General features: G+C 66.9%; 16 protein-coding genes. 13 read left to right on the top strand and 3 right to left on the bottom strand.

The genetic code is table 11. The annotated features are described in order from the left end of the window. Positions 1-10: 10 nt before the first annotated feature. The 3 genes from I6I07_RS04080 to mpl all read right to left on the bottom strand — a co-directional run bounded on the left by I6I07_RS04080 (position 11) and on the right by mpl (position 4,005). Complete coding sequence (locus I6I07_RS04080) at positions 11-1,918, bottom strand: ribonuclease catalytic domain-containing protein (RefSeq protein WP_198485726.1); 1,908 nt, start codon at positions 1,916-1,918, stop codon at positions 11-13. A gap of 66 nt (positions 1,919-1,984) precedes the next feature. Beyond that, positions 1,985-2,587 carry a YqiA/YcfP family alpha/beta fold hydrolase gene (locus I6I07_RS04075; RefSeq protein WP_198485725.1) on the bottom strand — a complete coding sequence of 201 codons (603 nt, stop codon included), beginning with the start codon at positions 2,585-2,587 and terminating at the stop codon, positions 1,985-1,987. Between the two features lie 47 nt (positions 2,588-2,634). Beyond that, positions 2,635-4,005, bottom strand: coding sequence for a UDP-N-acetylmuramate:L-alanyl-gamma-D-glutamyl-meso-diaminopimelate ligase (mpl, locus tag I6I07_RS04070; protein WP_198485724.1), 1,371 nt, complete (start codon positions 4,003-4,005; stop codon positions 2,635-2,637). A 98-nt stretch (positions 4,006-4,103) separates the two neighbouring features. Here mpl and I6I07_RS04065 point away from each other — a divergent pair, with 98 nt between their 5' ends. The 13 genes from I6I07_RS04065 to I6I07_RS04005 all read left to right on the top strand — a co-directional run bounded on the left by I6I07_RS04065 (position 4,104) and on the right by I6I07_RS04005 (position 16,015). Continuing rightward, the gene (locus tag I6I07_RS04065; RefSeq protein WP_198487421.1) at positions 4,104-4,640 is read left to right on the top strand and encodes a TlpA family protein disulfide reductase; all 537 of its coding nucleotides are present in this window, start codon (positions 4,104-4,106) and stop codon (positions 4,638-4,640) included. 89 nt (positions 4,641-4,729) lie between these two features. Then, positions 4,730-5,164 carry a type II 3-dehydroquinate dehydratase gene (gene aroQ / locus I6I07_RS04060; RefSeq protein ID WP_006392754.1) on the top strand — a complete coding sequence of 145 codons (435 nt, stop codon included), beginning with the start codon at positions 4,730-4,732 and terminating at the stop codon, positions 5,162-5,164. 88 nt (positions 5,165-5,252) lie between these two features. Further along, complete coding sequence (accB, locus tag I6I07_RS04055) at positions 5,253-5,705, top strand: acetyl-CoA carboxylase biotin carboxyl carrier protein (RefSeq protein WP_198485723.1); 453 nt, start codon at positions 5,253-5,255, stop codon at positions 5,703-5,705. A gap of 9 nt (positions 5,706-5,714) precedes the next feature. Then, on the top strand, positions 5,715-7,061 hold the full coding sequence (gene accC / locus I6I07_RS04050; RefSeq protein ID WP_198485722.1) for an acetyl-CoA carboxylase biotin carboxylase subunit: 1,347 nt from the start codon (positions 5,715-5,717) through the stop codon (positions 7,059-7,061). 98 nt (positions 7,062-7,159) lie between these two features. Next, positions 7,160-8,086 (top strand): 50S ribosomal protein L11 methyltransferase, encoded by a 927-nt coding sequence (prmA, locus tag I6I07_RS04045; RefSeq protein WP_198485721.1) that lies wholly within the window; start codon positions 7,160-7,162, stop codon positions 8,084-8,086. Positions 8,087-8,109: 23 nt separating this feature from the next. Beyond that, positions 8,110-9,705, top strand: a complete 1,596-nt coding sequence (locus I6I07_RS04040; RefSeq protein ID WP_198485720.1) for a DUF3426 domain-containing protein — start codon at positions 8,110-8,112, stop codon at positions 9,703-9,705. Positions 9,706-9,717: 12 nt separating this feature from the next. Beyond that, complete coding sequence (locus I6I07_RS04035; protein WP_198485719.1) at positions 9,718-10,659, top strand: carbohydrate kinase family protein; 942 nt, start codon at positions 9,718-9,720, stop codon at positions 10,657-10,659. A 218-nt stretch (positions 10,660-10,877) separates the two neighbouring features. Next, positions 10,878-11,381 carry a glycine zipper 2TM domain-containing protein gene (locus I6I07_RS04030; protein WP_150101730.1) on the top strand — a complete coding sequence of 168 codons (504 nt, stop codon included), beginning with the start codon at positions 10,878-10,880 and terminating at the stop codon, positions 11,379-11,381. Positions 11,382-11,816: 435 nt separating this feature from the next. Next, the gene (locus I6I07_RS04025) at positions 11,817-12,053 is read left to right on the top strand and encodes an acyl carrier protein (protein ID WP_006392761.1); all 237 of its coding nucleotides are present in this window, start codon (positions 11,817-11,819) and stop codon (positions 12,051-12,053) included. After that, entirely contained in the window at positions 12,034-13,212 is a 1,179-nt protein-coding gene (locus I6I07_RS04020) for a D-alanyl-lipoteichoic acid biosynthesis protein DltD (RefSeq protein ID WP_198485718.1), read from the top strand. Before I6I07_RS04025 ends, I6I07_RS04020 begins: the two co-directional genes overlap by 20 nt. Beyond that, positions 13,209-13,415: a hypothetical protein gene (locus tag I6I07_RS04015; protein ID WP_198487734.1), complete on the top strand. Its 207-nt coding sequence runs from the start codon at positions 13,209-13,211 to the stop codon at positions 13,413-13,415. Before I6I07_RS04020 ends, I6I07_RS04015 begins: the two co-directional genes overlap by 4 nt. A gap of 7 nt (positions 13,416-13,422) precedes the next feature. Beyond that, complete coding sequence (locus I6I07_RS04010) at positions 13,423-14,550, top strand: MBOAT family O-acyltransferase (RefSeq protein WP_198485717.1); 1,128 nt, start codon at positions 13,423-13,425, stop codon at positions 14,548-14,550. A gap of 16 nt (positions 14,551-14,566) precedes the next feature. Then, complete coding sequence (locus tag I6I07_RS04005; RefSeq protein WP_198485716.1) at positions 14,567-16,015, top strand: D-alanine--poly(phosphoribitol) ligase; 1,449 nt, start codon at positions 14,567-14,569, stop codon at positions 16,013-16,015. Position 16,016: the final 1 nt, after the last annotated feature.

The following is a 16,016-nucleotide window of genomic DNA, read 5'->3' as shown; positions in this document are numbered from 1 at the left end:
GACGCCGTCCTCAGGCAGCAGCCTCTTCAGCCGCCGGCCCCACCTGCCCCACATACCGGCAGTCCAACTCCAGCGACAACTCATCCATCCCCAGAATCTCCACCTCCACCGCCGTCCCCCGCTCCAGCTCCGGCATCCCACCGATGCGGGTGACGAGGGGGCAGTTGGCGAAGCGGACCAGGTCTTCGCGCAGCACGTGGGCCACCGTGCGGGTGATGTTGTGCTGCTTCAGCCAGCGCAGGCACCAGTAGCGCTCCATCGCGCTCTGGAATTCGGCCCAGGCCGCGTACTGCGCGTCGAACGCGCCGATGATCGCGAACAGGTCCGCGTCGCGCGGCTTGAAGGGGGCCACCAGGCGCGCCGAGACGCCGTGTTCCACCGCGGCGATCAGCTGCCACTGGTTCACCAGGTCGACGTAGCGGCGCAGCGGCGACGTGCTCCAGGCGTATTGCGGCACGCCGATGGCTTCATGCGGCAGCGCCTGCGTGCTCATGCGCACGCGGCCGGCCTGTTGCGAGCGGTAGATGCCGGGCACGCCGTGCTGGTTCAGCAGGCCGCCCCACAGATTGTTGGCCAGGATCATGTACTCGGCCACCATCCGGTCCAGCGGCGCGTTGCGCTGGCGCGGCACCAGGCGCACCGGGGTGTCGGGATCGTCGGGGTTGCCGTCCAGGTAGAAGCTGTATTCCACCCGCGAATTGTTCTCGGGCTTGCCGCGCACGTTCTCGCGCTGCGCCGACAGCGCCTGCGCCAGCTTCCACAGCGGGCGCAGCCAGTGGCCGTAGGGCATGTCGGTGGAGGTGTCGTTCAGGCTGTCTTCCGTGACCTGGGCGTCGAGCATGTTGTGGCGCAGGTTCTCGCGCACCACCACGCGCTCCAGGCGCGTGTCGGATTCGATGACCTCGCCGGTTTCCGGGTTGGCCACCACGTACAGCGACAGCACCGGCACCTCGCGGCCCGCGTCCAGCGAGAACGCCTTGATGACGTTGTCGGGCTGCATCGGGATCTTGTCGCCCGGCATGTAGACGGTCGACAGGCGCGCGCGCGCCAGCTTGTCGAATTCGCTGTCGCGCGTCACGGTCAGGCCGGGCGCGGCCACGTGGATGCCCACGCGCAGGTTGCCGTCGGGCAGGGTGGAGACCGACAGGGCGTCGTCGATCTCGGTGGTGGTGACGTCGTCGACCGAATAGATCTCGGCGTCCGACAGCGGCAGCTCGCGGTCGATCGGCGGCAGTTCCAGCTCGGGGAAGGCCAGGCCGCGCGGGAAGTTCACCGCCAGGAAGCGGCGCTTGTGCAGGGCCAGCGCGTGCGGCCAGGCGCCCAGTTCCAGCAGCAGGCGGTCGGGGCTCTTGCCGAGCTTGGCGCAGGCGGCGTCCAGCGCCTTCCATTGCTGCGAATTCTTGTCGGGCCGGATCAGCAGCGATTCGGCGGCCTGGGCGATGGGCTCGGGCAGGCGGCCGGCGGCCATCTCGTCCACCCATTCCTGCTGCTGCTCGGCCTGGCGCTGTTTCTTTTCCAGCGCGGCCAGGGCGGCGGCCAGGATGTCGGGCGGGGCGGGGCGGTAGCTGCCCTTGCCGCGGCGGTGGAAATAGGCGGGCGCGCCGTGCAGGCGCATCAGCAGCGCGGCCTGTTCGACCGGGGTGGGGGCGTGGCCGAAGTAGTCGGCCGCCAGCACGGGCGAATCGAATTCCTCCTGGGGCGCGCATTCCCACAGGAATTGCAGGTCCAGGGTGTCGGCCAGCGCGGTCGCCTGGGCCATCAGCGCGGCCGGTTCGGGCGCGGCGAAATTGAACAGGGTATTGGCGCGCTTGATCTTGCTGCGCTTGCCCGACTCCGACTCCACCTGCAGGCTGGCGTCGGTTTCGGACAGGATATTGCCGGCCTTGAAGCTGCCGTCGTCTTCGTAAAACACATACATGGTGAGGGTCGTCCTGGGCGGCGCGCATGCGTCGCCTTGCGCAGCTATCTATCGTTGATGTCAGTGTTATTTGGGGCCATTCGGCGCGGAGCCAAGGGCGAATTCGAGCACCTCGGGCATCCAGTCGGCGAAATCGGACAGGCCGTGGTCGCTGCCCTGCACGATGCGCTGGCGGCAGCCCGCGTAGCGATCGCGCATTTCGCGCCAGTCCAGCACCTCGTCGCCCGTCGCCGCCACCAGGAAATACCGCTCTGGCTGGGTGATCCGGCTGACGTGCAGGGCGGCCAGTTCCCGCACATACTCCGGCAGGAACATGAATGGCGCGTCGGAATGATACATGCGGTGCTCGCCCACCTGGGTCGCCAGGTCGCGCGCGGCCTCGACCGCGGGGTTGAGCAGCACCGCCTTGCAACCCAGCTGTTCGGCCAGCCAGGTGGCGTAGAAACCGCCCAGCGACGAGCCGACCACGGTCAGCGCGCGCGGGTCGGCGGCGCCGGCCAGTTGCTCGCGGGCGATGCCCAGCGCCAGCTCGGCGGCCTCGCGCGGGCTGGCCGGCAGTTGCGGGCAGGCCCACGCGCCGGCCAGCCCGCGGGCGGCCATGGCGTCGGCCATCAGGCGGGCCTTGAACGAGGTCGGCGAGGAACGGAAGCCGTGCAGGTAAAGAATCATCTCGTGCCTTTCCGGTGGAGCGGGATCGCGGATGGCGGCGCCTGGCCTCAGCCGCGTGCCTCCAGGGAGGCCAGCAGCTTGCCGTGGATGCCGCCGAAGCCGCCGTTGCTCATCACCAGCACCTGGTCGCCGGGTCGCGCGGCGCGCGTCACGGCGGCCACCAGGGCGTCGATATCATCGTAACTGGAAGCGCGCTCGCCCAGGGGCGCCAGCACCTCTGCCGGATTCCAGCCCAGGGCGTGCTTGCCCGCCCGGGCGCCGAAGCAGAACACCAGGTCCGCGTCGCGCAGGGAGTCGGGCAGGCGCGCCGCCATGGCGCCCAGCTTCATGGTGTTGGAGCGCGGCTCCAGCACCGCCAGGATGCGCGCCGGCCCGACCTGGCGGCGCAGGCCTTCCAGGGTGGTGGCGATGGCGGTGGGGTGATGGGCGAAATCGTCATAGACCTTGACGCCGTTGACCGTGCCGCGCAGTTCCATGCGGCGCTTGACCCCGCCGAAGCGGCTCAGGGCCTCGACGCCTTCGGCCGCCGGCACGCCGGCGTGCTCGGCCGCGGCCAGCGCGGCCAGCGCGTTCATGCGGTTGTGCTCGCCGCCCAGGGTCCAGCGCACGGCGCCCATGCCGACGCCGTCGCGCCGCACCTCGAAAGCGCCACTATCGTCGGGCGCGCCCGCCTGCCAGGCGCCATCGGCGCCGAACGTGACGGTTTCCGACCAGCATCCGCGCGCAATCACGCGGTCCAGCGCCTCCGAATGCGTCGGGCGGATGATGCGGCCGGACGCCGGAATGGTGCGGACCAGGTGATGGAATTGGGTTTCGATGGCCGCCAGATCGGGGAAAATGTCGGCGTGATCGTATTCCAGGTTGTTCAGCACCGCGGTGCGCGGGCGATAGTGGACGAACTTGGAACGCTTGTCGAAGAACGCCGTGTCGTATTCGTCCGCCTCGATCACGAAGGGGCGGCGCGCCGGGTCGTAGCGCGCCGACACCTGCAGGTCGGTGGCCACGCCGCCGATCAGGAAGTTGGGCGCCAGGCCCGCGGCTTCCAGGATCCAGGCCAGCATCGAGCTGGTGGTGGTCTTGCCGTGGGTGCCGGCCACCGCCAGCACGTGGGCGCCCGGCAGGATGTTGTCGCCCAGCCATTGCGGGCCGGACACATAGCGGGCGCCGGATTCCAGAATGGCTTCCATCAAGGGGTTGCCGCGGCTGACGACGTTGCCGATCACGTACAGGTCCGGCTTGAGGGCCATCTGCTCGGGGCCGAAGCCCTCGATCAGCTCGATTCCCTGTTCGGACAGCTGGGTGCTCATGGGCGGGTAGACGCCCGCGTCGCAACCGGTGACCTTGTGGCCGGCGGCGCGCGCGATCAGCGCCAGGCCGCCCATGAACGTACCGCAGATGCCAAGAATGTGCAGGTGCATTGAAAACTCTCCTGTCCTGCATTGTATATATAGGCGCAGGTCAAGCCGGCGCGGCGGGCGATGCGGCGCAAACCGGCCGCAGCGGTTATGATCGCGCCATGAATCGACGCCTACTCCTTTCCGCCGCCGTGGCCGTGGCCGCCACGGTCGCGGGTGGCTTCACCCTGCTGGGGCGCAACAAGCCGCAGCCGGCACCCGCGGCGCCCGCCGCCGAGGATCCTGTCGCCGCCCTCATGCAGTTGCAGCTGCCCGACCTGAACGGCGCGACCCAGTCTCTGGCCGCCTGGAAAGGCCAGCCCATCGTGGTGAATTTCTGGGCCACCTGGTGCGCGCCTTGCGTCAAGGAAATGCCCGAACTCGACGCGTTGCAGAAAAAATACCCGCAAATCAAGTTTGTCGGTATCGGCGTGGATTCTGCCGCCAACATGCAAAAATTTGTCGAGAAAGTACAGGTTTCCTACCCGTTGTGGGTCATTGGCGCCGGCGCCATCGACACCCTGCGCAAGCTCGGAAATCCCAGCGGCGGCCTGCCGTTTACTATCGTTTTCAATGCAGATGGCAGCATTAACCGGAAGATATTGGGTGAAATCCAACCCGATGATCTCAACCAGACGCTATCCGGTTTGAAGGCGTAAGTCTGTTGGACAAATAGTAGGAATTGGCGTAAAAAGCTGGTTTATCGGCTGTTTTGCCAACAATTGGCAATCCACTCTTTGGCAAGCGCATGGCGCAAAACATACTGGTATTGCATGGCCCGAATCTGAACCTGCTCGGCACCCGGGAACCTCATATCTACGGCAGCCTCACGCTGTCCCAGATCAACGAGGGCCTGGAGCGGCTGGCCGGTGACTTGGGCGCGACGCTGACTGCGTGGCAGGGCAATCACGAAGGCGCGCTGGTTGACCGCATTCAGGCGGCCCGGCAAGACGGCACCGATTTCATCATCATCAACGCGGCGGCATATACGCACACCAGCGTCGCGATCCGCGATGCGCTGGCCGGGGTCGCGATCCCATTTATTGAAGTACATTTGTCCAACCTGTATAAGCGAGAGCCCTTCAGGCATCACTCTTATCTGTCCGACTTGGCGGTAGGCCTCATCAGCGGCCTGGGCGCGGACGGCTACGAAGCGGCTCTGCGTTACGCAGTGCGGCACTGATCTCGCACCAACTCTCAGCTTTTACATCTTATATGGCGCGGCCCCGACGACCGGGACGTTGCCCACACTATCTCGGGAAGCAGCTTCTATGGACCTTCGAAAACTCAAAACCCTGATCGACCTGGTGGCTGAATCGGGCATCGCCGAGCTGGAAATCACCGAAGGCGAAGGCAAGGTTCGCATCGTCAAGTTCTCGCAGACCCTGCAGCCGGTGGCCTACCACCAGCCGGAAGCCGGCGTCGCCGCCCCGGTGGCCGCGGCGCCCGCCGCTGCCCCCGCCGCAGCCGAAGCCGCCCCGGTGATCCAGGGTCACGTGGTCAAGGCGCCGATGGTCGGCACTTTCTACCGTTCGCCGAACCCGGGCGCCGCGCCGTTCATCGACGTCGGCCAGTCGGTCAAGGAAGGCGATCCGCTGTGCATCATTGAAGCCATGAAGCTGCTCAATGAAATCGAAGCCGACAAGTCCGGCGTCATCAAAGAAATCCTGGTCGAAAACGGCGAGCCCGTCGAGTACGGTCAACCCCTGTTCGTCATTGGCTGATAGCTGAAAATGTTCGAAAAAATCCTGATCGCCAACCGGGGCGAAATCGCCCTGCGCATTCAGCGCGCCTGCCGCGAGCTGGGCATCAAGACCGTGGTGGTGCACTCCGAGGCGGACCGCGAAGCCAAGTACGTGCGCCTGGCCGATGAATCGGTGTGCATCGGGCCCGCGCCGTCGCGTGAAAGCTACCTCAACATGCCGGCCATCATTTCGGCGGCCGAAGTCACGGATTCCGAGGCAATCCACCCGGGTTACGGGTTCTTGTCCGAAAATGCCGACTTCGCCGATCGCGTCGAAAAGAGCGGCTTCGTCTTCATCGGCCCGCGCCCCGACACCATCCGCCTGATGGGCGACAAGGTCAGCGCCAAGCGCGCCATGATCGAAGCCGGCGTGCCGGTGGTGCCCGGTTCCGAAGGCGCGTTGCCCGACGATCCGCAGGAAATCATCCGCGTTGCGCGCGAAGTCGGTTATCCGGTCATCATCAAGGCCGCTGGCGGCGGCGGTGGTCGCGGCATGCGCGTGGTGTACACCGAGGCCGCGCTGCTGAACGCCGTCACCATGACGCGTTCGGAAGCGGGCGCCGCGTTCAACAACCCGGAAGTCTATATGGAGAAGTTCCTCGAGAACCCGCGCCATGTGGAAATCCAGGTGCTGGCCGACGGCGGTCGCAACGCCGTCTGGCTGGGCGAACGCGACTGCTCCATGCAGCGCCGCCACCAGAAGGTCATCGAGGAAGCGCCGGCCCCCGGCATCGCGCGCCGCCTGATCGAGCGCATCGGCGACCGCTGCGCCGACGCCTGCCGCAAGATGGGCTACCGCGGCGCCGGCACGTTCGAGTTCCTGTATGAGAACGGCGAGTTCTATTTCATCGAAATGAACACCCGCATCCAGGTCGAACACCCGGTCACCGAGCTGATTACCGGCATCGACCTGGTGCAGCAGCAGATCCTGATCGCCGCCGGCGAGAAGTTCACGCTGCGCCAGCGCGACGTCACCTTCAAGGGTCATGCGCTCGAGTGCCGCATCAACGCCGAGGATCCGTTCCGCTTCGTGCCCAGCCCTGGCCGCATCACCAACTGGCATACGCCGGGCGGCCCGGGCGTGCGCATCGATTCGCACGCGTTCAACGGCTACTTCGTGCCGCCGAACTATGATTCGATGATCGCCAAGGTCATCACCTACGGTGATACGCGCGACCAGGCCCTGGCCCGCATGCGCACCGCGCTGTCGGAAATGGTGGTGGAAGGCATTTCCACCAATATCCCGCTGCACCGTGAACTGCTGCAGGATGCCCGCTTCATCGAAGGCGGCACCAGCATCCACTATCTGGAAAACAAGCTGGCCCAGCGCCCCTGACCAGCACAATAGGGGCCCTTGGCCCCTTTTTTACTGCCTTAACCGGCTGATCGGGCCGCGGCGTTGCCGCGGCCCGTTGGCCAGATGGAAGAATCATCATGCGTGAACTCGTGCTCCACTGCCAGGAGGCGCAAGCCGAGGCCCTGTCCGACGCCCTGCTGGAAGCCGGCGTGCTGTCGGTGTCCGTCGAGGACGCCGACCTGGGCACCGACGACGAGCGTCCGCTGTTCGGCGAGCCGGGCACCGAGCCCGATGTGCAGGCCTGGGAACGCAATCGCGTCGTGGCCCTGCTGCCGGACGGAGCCGATCCCGCGCAGATCATGGAAGAAGCCGCCGCCGCGGGTGAACTGGACCCGGCGCTGTTCGCCGGCTGGAGCCTGCGCGACGTGCCGGACGCCGACTGGGTGCGCCTGACGCAATCGCAGTTCGGCCCGATCCACATCGCCGAGCGTCTCTGGATCGTGCCCAGCTGGCACCGCGACAGCCCGGACGTGCCGGGCCTGGAAGCGGCCGAGGCCGCGGACGGCGCCATCCATATCGAACTCGATCCGGGCCTGGCCTTCGGCACCGGCAGCCATCCGACCACGCACCTGTGCCTGGCCTGGCTGGAAGCCGAACTGCCCAAGGGCGCGACCCTGCTGGACTACGGCTGCGGCTCGGGCATCCTGGCCATCGCCGCGCGCAAGCTGGGCGCCGGCCCGACCCAGGCCGTCGACATCGACGCCCAGGCGGTGCAGAGCACGGTCTTCAACGCCGAGGTCAACCACGTCGAACTGCAGGCCATGTTGCCCGACGGCCTGGCCGATGGCACCTTCGAAGTGGTGGTGGCCAACATCCTGTCCAACCCGTTGAAGGTGCTGGCGCCCATGCTCGCCGGCCGCGTTGCCGCGGGCGGCCACCTGGTGCTGTCCGGCGTGCTGGAACGGCAGGCCGAGGAAGTCGCCGCCGCCTACGCGCCCTGGATCGCCATGTCGGTCTGGCGCGCCCGTGACGGCTGGGTCTGCCTGCACGGCCAGAAGGCCTGAGTCCGTTTTCGCTGGATCGCGCCATGGCCCTGACCACCCGCTGCCCGCAATGCGGCACGTCATTCAAGGTGGTGCCCGACCAGCTCCGGGTCCGCAACGGCCTGGTGCGTTGCGGCGCCTGCGCTACCGTGTTCGACGGCCGCGCCTGCCTGCTGCCTGAGGCGGGCATACCGGCTGCGGGCATCCCGGCTGCGGGCGTACCGGCATCGGGCGTACCGGCATCGGGCGTACCGGCTGCGGGCGTACCGGCTGCGGGCATCCCGGCGACGGACACGCCGCCCGCTCACGTCCCCGTTCCCGCTATTCCCCCCGCCGGCCTGCCAGCCACGGGCGCCTCGGGGGCCGTCCCGTCGCCGGCCGCCACCCGGCCCGTTCCTCCCATCGCTGCCTCGGTGATCGCCGCGCCGGTCCTGGCGCCGTCCGCGCCGGCCGCCGCCGACGAGCCGCCGCCCTTGGTGCAACGGCCGTCCGCCGAGCCGCGCGCCGTGGCGCCCTGGGACGACCTGCCCGACGAGCCTTTCCTGGCGCCTGCTGCGCGCGAGGATGCGGCCTGGCCCGTCACGCCGCCGCCCGCCATCGCGCCGACGGCTTTGGCCGCCAGTCCCTCGCCGCGCGTCGAGCCCCCGGCGATGCCGCCGGCGGTGCTGCGCGGCCGCGACGACATCCGCCGCCGCATCGAACCCGACGCCGCGCTGGCGGAAGAGGGCGATGACGACGAAGACGAAAACGAAGACCTCGACCGCTACGACGACGAGCCGCGCCTGGCCCGGCCGCCGCGCTGGCAGGAACCCGCCGCGCCGCGCGACGAGCCCATCGTGGCGGTGCGCGACAGCGCGCGCTGGGACGCACCGCGCGCCACCCGGCCGGCCGAGCCGGTCTTCGTGGTGCGTGACGACGCCGCCGATTCGCGCCATGACGATGACGAGGATGACCGCGACACGGATCACGACGACGATCGCGACAGGCATCACGATGACCCTCACGACGGCGTCGATGCCGATCCCGAGCGCGACGAGGATTCGCCGGAACCGATCCTGGGCGACACGCGCACGCGCTATTCCAGCGCCACCGACGTCGGCCGCGCGCCGCCCGAATTCCTCGACCAGGACCGCCAGGAGCGCCGCGGCCTGCTGCGCAAGCTGTGGGGCTACGCCTGCCTGCTCGGCCTGATCGCGTTGGGCTTGCAGCTGCTGTACGTGTACCGCATCGATATCGCCAACTCCGTGCCGGTCCTGCGGCCCGCGCTCGAGACCGTCTGCAAGCCGCTCGGCTGCACGGTCGGCTACGCGCGCCGCCTCGAGCGGATCGCGATTTCCTCGTCGTCGCTGCAGCCGCCCACGGGCGCCGCCGCCATCGACGACGGCCGCACCCGGCTGGTGTTGAACCTGGTCCTGCGCAATCGCTACGACAAGCCGCAGCACTGGCCCGCGCTGGTGCTGGACCTGACTGATTTGTCGGACACCGTGGTGGTGCGGCGGGTACTGATGCCCGAGAATTACCTGACGCCCGAGCAGTTGCGCGGTCCCTTCGGACCGGCGGGCGAACTGAAGATTTCCGTGCCGATTGAAGTGACCGGTGTCCAGGTCAACGGCTACCAACTCGACAAGTTCTTTCCCTGAAGGATGACATTCATGGCAACCCCTGTTCTGGTCTGCGGTTCGATGGCGTTCGACACCATCGCGGTGTTCGAAGGCCGCTTCAAGGAACACATCCTGGCCGACCGCATCCAATCCCTGAGCGTGTCGTTCCTGGTTCCCAGCATGCGCAAGGAATACGGCGGCTGCTCCGGCAACATCGCCTACAACATGAATCTGCTGGGCGGCAAGCCCGTGCCGGTGGCCACCGTGGGCGAGGACGCCGGCGAATACCTCGAGCGCCTGGGCGGCCTCGGTATCGACACCAGCCGAGTCAAGGTCGTGCCCGGCACCTTCACCGCGCAGTGCTTCATCACCACCGACCTGGACGACAACCAGATCACCGCGTTCCACCCGGGCGCCATGTCCTTCTCCGCCAGCAACGACCTGAGCGACGCCAAGGCCGCCTGGGGCATCGTCGCCCCGGACGCCAAGGAAGGCATGTTCGCCCACGCCGAGCGCCTGCATAAGCAGGGCATCCCCTTCATCTTCGACCTGGGCCAGGCCATGCCGCTGTTCGACGGCGCCGACCTGGAACGCATGCTCGGCCTGGCGCAGGCCCTGACGGTCAACGACTATGAAGCCGGCGTGGTGGAACAACGCACCGGCCGCAGCATGGCCGACATCGCCACCAAGCTGCAGGCCGTGGTCGTGACCCGCGGCGCCGAAGGCGCCACGCTGCTGACCGACGGCAAGACCATCCAGATCGCCCCGGTACGCGCCACCCAGGTGGTCGACCCCACCGGTTGCGGCGACGCGCAGCGCGGCGGCCTGCTCTATGGCCTGACCAGCGGCTGGAACTGGGAAGACAGCTGCCGCCTGGGCAACGTCATGGGCGCCATCAAGATCGCCTCGCGCGGTCCGCAGAACCACGCGCCCTCGCGCGCCGAGATCGACGCCGTGCTGCACGCCACCTACGGCATCCATCTGCCGGCCTGAACCCCGTCGTCAGCCCTGGGCCGCTTCGGGAACCTGTAGCGGCCGGGATGGTCGAATTGCAGTCAAGAAAACCGGCCGCGGCGTGAGAACACCGCGGCCGGTTTGCAAATCGGTTTTCCGCCCATGGCGGTGAGTTTCAGTGTGTTGCACGTTAGGCTGCCGTCCTGTCTGGGCAGAGTATGATCAGAGCGTCGGCAGTCCCCGATCGAGGAGTCCAAATGAACCAAAGCAAAACCTTTTCCTTGTTGACGCCGCGTACTGGCCGGTGGCTGGCCGTGGCTGCCATCGTGACCTCGATGGCTGTCCTGGGCGGTTGTGCCAATCGCAGCGCGTCCAGCGGTGTGTATAGCTATGATCAAGCCCAGCGCGAGCAGATCGTCCGCACGGGCACGGTAACGGGCGTGCGTCCCATCGTCATCCAGAACGACAAGTCCAGCGGCGTCGGCATGCTGGCTGGCGGCGCACTGGGCGGCGTGGCGGGCAACGCCATCGGTGGCGGCACGGGCCGCACCATCGCCACCGTCGGCGGCGCCATCCTTGGTGCCCTGGCGGGTAACGCGGTGGAAAACCAGGTCGGCAAGAATTCCGGCTACGAAATCACGGTGCGCCTGGATAACGGCGAAACCCGCGTCGTGGCCCAGGAAGCCGATGTGCCGATCAGCGTCGGCCAGCGCGTGCAGGTCATCAGCGGCGCTGGTCCCACGCGCGTCACGCCGATGTAAAAGGTTGGCGTCGGCCAATGGAAAAGCCCGCGAAAGCGGGCTTTTCTGTTTTTGGGTGGCTGCGATGGCGGGCCTTTGGGGGCCGCCAAAAGGGCTCACCAACAGGACCGCCAATGGGGCAGGGGACGGATGCCGCGCGGAAATCTGTCGTTCCGCTGCAACGCAGCACCCGGTATTTACCCGCAAGCGTTACGTTTACGCGCTTTTTATAGCGATTTGGTCTGTAAGTTTCATGGCGATTCGACGTTTGTAGTGCCATGATTGCATCCGTGAGCGATCTCGCCGCCCGACTTTGATGTAACCAAGTGCGTCGGCGGGGCGCTCCAGGATGCTGTGAATGTCAGTCGATTTTCAGCGATTTTTTGTATACTCGCCGTCCTGTATCTCGGGGCGGGGAATATTTTGCCGACGAGGCAATGTAACGCCGCACTCTCTATGCATACCGAGCAAGAACTCCACACCAAGATCGGCTCTATCGTTGAGTCGATCGTCATGAAGAAAGTCACTCCCGATACGCAACTGATTGCCACTGGCCTGGTCGACTCGCTCGCCGCCGTGGATATCACGCTGGCGGTCGAGGCGGAGTACGGCTGCAGCATTCCGGCTCCCGAGATCGCGGAGCATCTGCAGTCGGTCCGCACGCTCGCCGGCTATGTCGCTGCCAATATTTAGCAATACCCGCCTGTTGTCCCACGTTGCAGCAGCCACCACGGCGGTGGCGCTGGCGTATGGGGCCTTTTGTGGCGCGGACGACGTGCTGTCCAGCATCGTCAATCCGGTTTCCACGGTGGCGGCGTCCAAGAGCAACTACCTGCCCAATCTGGGGCCGGATTGGGGCACGCAGCACGTCAACCTGAACCGGCTGGGCAATGCGCTCAGCGACGGGACGCTGGTGGTGCTCGGTTCGTCCGAATTGTCCAGCCATGACCTGCGTTTCGTGCCTTACCGCTTCTTCCCCGAAGAACTGAAGGTGCCGACGCTGGCCTACGGCCACGCCATGTTCCAGTCGTACGGCATTGTCAGCGTGCTCGAGTCGGTGGCCGATTCGCTGACGCCGAACACGCGGCTGGTGATCATGGTGTCGCCAGCCTGGTTCGCCTCGGGCGGCCAGCTGCCGCGCAGCGCGTTCGCCGAGCACGTGACCGGCCCGGTCTGGGAACGCCTCTGGGACAAGCCCAGCACGCGCGAACAGATGCAGACCTGGATCAGCGACAACGCCAACTGGGGCCTGCTGTGGCTGATCGCCAATGGCCAGGTCGCCGAGCTCAAGGACAAGCTGTCGCTGTGGTGGAACGCGCGCAAGGAACCCGCGCCCGACCGTCCGCGCAGCAAGCTGTCGGTGCCCGCGCACCGCTTCGTCTCGTGGCCCCTGTCGGCCAAGCTCAATTCCGGCCAGTGGTCGCGCCTGACGCATGAAGCACGCGAAGTCGAGCACCAGTTGGGCAGCAACAATCCCTACGACGTGCGCGACGACTACTACAAGCAGTACCTGGCGCCGCTGTATTCGCCGGCGCGCAACGAGTTCGCCAACGTCGATCCGCTCACCCGCACCGAGCTGGGCGACCTGTCGCGTGTCATGGCCTTGCTGCAACGGCGCAAGGTCAAGGCCTACTTCGTGATCCAGCCGTTCAATCCCAAGCTCATCCTGGACGTCGAGCGCTTCGACCCGGTGGTGGCCGCCATCACCGGCATGTGCCAGCGCTACCAGATGGGTTGCCTCGATATGTACAGCATTCCCTTCGAACCGGGCATGGTGCGTGATGACATGCATCTGGCCGAGCTCGGTTGGGCGATGGCGGACCAAGGCATTGCGGAGTACTTTTCCCGATGAACCCCTCTCAGAAAACCGATGCGACGCCGGACGGCGCCGCCCAGGGGCCGGACGCCCGCAAGGCGGTCAAGGCCTGGGGGCGCCGCTTCTTCTGGCATCTCTGCCTGTATATCGGGGTGATCCTGGTGTTCGTGCTGCAGGCGCAGCCCACCACGGGTAGCGGCGGACCTATCAAGGTCGAATTCCAATATCAACAGTTCTGACCGCAGCATGGAATTGTTCGCAAGCTTGAGCTTCTTCGGCGGCGCCCTGTTCGGCGGGCTGGGTCTGTTGGCGTACCGTTCGTTCGGCATGCCCCTGCGCATCGGTTATCGCCACATCATCGGCGTGATCTGCCTGGGCGTGTGGATGGCGGTGTTCTGGGCGCGTCCCTATCAGCCGATCGCGCTGCTGGCCATTTCGGGCAGCGCGCTGTGGGCCATGCGCCGCAAATACATCCCGACCTGGCTGGCCGTCATCATCACGATGACGCCGCTGCTGCTGGTGAAGACCGGCGTCTCGCACCTGGGCGCGATGCTGGGCCTGTCGTTCGCCACCTTCCGCGCCATCGACGTGCTGCTGTTCGCGCCGCGCAACGAGCGCGTGTCGCCGCTGGATTACTTCATCTACCTGTTCTTCCCGCTGACGCTGCTGGCCGGTCCGATGTACCGCTGGCGCAGCTTCCAGGCCGATCTCAAGCGCGGCTACGAAGGCGTGAACCTGAACACCTGGCTGGCGGGCCTGGAACTGATCATGCTGGGCGTGATCCAGAAGTTCGGCCTGGCCGAGCTGATCTGGCGCTACGGCCTGTCGACCCTGGACGCGCACGACTACTCGTTCACCGGCGTGGCGCTGAACGCCTCGCTCTACAGCGCCTACCTGTTCTTCGATTTCGCCGGCTATTCCACCATGGCCATCGGTATCGGCATGTTGTTCGGCTTCACCCTGCCGATCAACTTCCGCAACCCGCTGGCGACGCTCAATCCGCAGGACTTCTGGCGCCGTTGGCACATCAGCCTGTCCGAGTGGCTGCGCGACGTGGTGTTCATGCCGATCTACAAGGCGCTGAGCAAGACCTCGTTCTTCTCGCGCCACCGGATGGCGGCGCAGAACATCGGCATCTTCGCCACGCTGCTGGCGATGGGCGTGTGGAACGGCCTGTCGGTGCACTACATCGTCAGCGGCCTGATGTTCGGCGCGTACTCGGTGGGCCACAACCTGCTGATCAACGCGGCGCGCACCCGCCCGGCCCTGCAGGCCACGCTGGCGCGGCCCGTCATGCGTTTCCTCGGGCGCGTCCTCACTTTGATTCTGGCTGCCCTGGCGCTTTACGTGTTCAGCGGTCGCAGTCCCATCTGATGCCCGGAGTTTCGGCATGCGTTTCGACCTGAAGACCTTCCAGTTCGTTGACTCCGCGCGCGCGCCCGACGCGCTCGCGGTGGTCGGCGCCGACCGCAGCCTGACCTGGGCGCAACTGCGCGACGAAGCCACGGCCTGGGCCGACGAGGCGCGCGCGCATGGCGCGGCGCCGGACGTGCCGGTCGCCATCTATGGCCACAAGGAAGCCTCGTTCTTCGTCGCCATGGTGGGCGCGCTGCTGGTCGGCGCGCCGTTCGTGCCGGTCGACACCATCTATCCGCCCGAGCGCCTGCGCCGCATCGTCGAAATCGTGCGCGCCGCCGCCGTCTACGACGCGGCCGCGCGCGGCTTCGAGCCGGGCGAGGGCGCCGAGCTGGCCGAGCGCGGCCTGGCCTACGTCATGTTCACGTCCGGCAGCACCGGCGACCCCAAGGGCGTGCAGATCGGCCGCGAAAGCGTCGGCCTGCTGGGCGACTGGATGCTCGGCAGCTTCGATCTGGGCGAGGCGCCGGTGTTCATGAACCAGGCGCCATTCAGCTTCGACCTGTCGATGTACGAGGTGTTCGCCACGCTGGCCGCCGGCGGCACCTGCGTGCTGAATTCGCGCGAGCAGATCGGCGCGGCCGCGACCTGGATGAGCCGGCTGGCGCAGAACGGCGTGACGGCCTGGGTCTCGACGCCGTCGTTCGCCCACCAGCAACTGGCCAACCGCGATTTCTCGCCGGCCACGCTGCCGACGCTGCGCACCTTCCTGTTCTGCGGCGAGCCGTTGCCGGCGGCGCTGGCGAAGAAACTGCGCCAGCGTTTCCCGGACGCCGTCATCCTGAATACCTACGGTCCGACCGAGGCCACCGTGGCCACGACCTGGGTCGCCATCACCGACGCGGTGCTGGCGGCGCACGATCCGCTGCCCGTCGGCCATGCCAAGCCCGATAGCGAATTGCGCATCGAGGACGGCGAGATCTGCATCATCGGCGCCCACGTCATGCGCGGCTACCTGAACCGCCAGGACCTGAACGAGGTCAAGCTGTTCGTGGCCGAGGATGGCCGCCGCGGCTTTCGCACCGGCGACCTGGGGCAGCTGGATGCGGACGGCCTGCTGTTCTGCCGCGGCCGGATGGATGACCAGATCAAGCTGAACGGCTATCGCATCGAGCTGGCGGAGATCGACGAGGCCCTGCATGGCCTGCCGGGCGTCGAAGGCGGCGCCTGCGCGGTGCTGCGGCGGCCGGACGGCACCGCGGTGCGTCTGATCGGCTTTGTCGCCGGCGTGGCGGCCGAGCAGGCCGAAGCCACCCTGCTGGCCCAGGATGCGTTGACGGGGTGGAAAGATAAGCTGGGGCAGCGCCTGCCGCCCTATATGGTGCCGTCCGAGCTGGTGGCCTGCGCGGCGCTGCCGATGTCGAACAACCACAAGATCGATCGCAAGAAGCTGATCGATATCTACGCCGCGATTCCGGCGTAAC

This window comes from Achromobacter deleyi (genome assembly GCF_016127315.1).
Classification (GTDB): domain Bacteria; phylum Pseudomonadota; class Gammaproteobacteria; order Burkholderiales; family Burkholderiaceae_B; genus Achromobacter; species Achromobacter insuavis_A.
Note: the sequence above shows the minus strand (reverse complement) of the source record. Positions and strands in the feature narration are given on the sequence as shown.

Coding starts and splice junctions, on each gene's coding strand:
- accB (WP_198485723.1), top strand. CDS start 5,253: ATGGACCTTCGAAAACTCAAAACCCTGATCGACCTGGTGGCTGAATCG.
- I6I07_RS04035 (WP_198485719.1), top strand. CDS start 9,718: ATGGCAACCCCTGTTCTGGTCTGCGGTTCGATGGCGTTCGACACCATC.
- I6I07_RS04010 (WP_198485717.1), top strand. CDS start 13,423: ATGGAATTGTTCGCAAGCTTGAGCTTCTTCGGCGGCGCCCTGTTCGGC.
- I6I07_RS04080 (WP_198485726.1), bottom strand. CDS start 1,918: ATGTATGTGTTTTACGAAGACGACGGCAGCTTCAAGGCCGGCAATATC.
- I6I07_RS04075 (WP_198485725.1), bottom strand. CDS start 2,587: ATGATTCTTTACCTGCACGGCTTCCGTTCCTCGCCGACCTCGTTCAAG.
- I6I07_RS04040 (WP_198485720.1), top strand. CDS start 8,110: ATGGCCCTGACCACCCGCTGCCCGCAATGCGGCACGTCATTCAAGGTG.
- accC (WP_198485722.1), top strand. CDS start 5,715: ATGTTCGAAAAAATCCTGATCGCCAACCGGGGCGAAATCGCCCTGCGC.
- aroQ (WP_006392754.1), top strand. CDS start 4,730: ATGGCGCAAAACATACTGGTATTGCATGGCCCGAATCTGAACCTGCTC.
- I6I07_RS04025 (WP_006392761.1), top strand. CDS start 11,817: ATGCATACCGAGCAAGAACTCCACACCAAGATCGGCTCTATCGTTGAG.
- mpl (WP_198485724.1), bottom strand. CDS start 4,005: ATGCACCTGCACATTCTTGGCATCTGCGGTACGTTCATGGGCGGCCTG.
- I6I07_RS04020 (WP_198485718.1), top strand. CDS start 12,034: ATGTCGCTGCCAATATTTAGCAATACCCGCCTGTTGTCCCACGTTGCA.
- I6I07_RS04015 (WP_198487734.1), top strand. CDS start 13,209: ATGAACCCCTCTCAGAAAACCGATGCGACGCCGGACGGCGCCGCCCAG.
- I6I07_RS04005 (WP_198485716.1), top strand. CDS start 14,567: ATGCGTTTCGACCTGAAGACCTTCCAGTTCGTTGACTCCGCGCGCGCG.
- I6I07_RS04030 (WP_150101730.1), top strand. CDS start 10,878: ATGAACCAAAGCAAAACCTTTTCCTTGTTGACGCCGCGTACTGGCCGG.
- prmA (WP_198485721.1), top strand. CDS start 7,160: ATGCGTGAACTCGTGCTCCACTGCCAGGAGGCGCAAGCCGAGGCCCTG.
- I6I07_RS04065 (WP_198487421.1), top strand. CDS start 4,104: ATGAATCGACGCCTACTCCTTTCCGCCGCCGTGGCCGTGGCCGCCACG.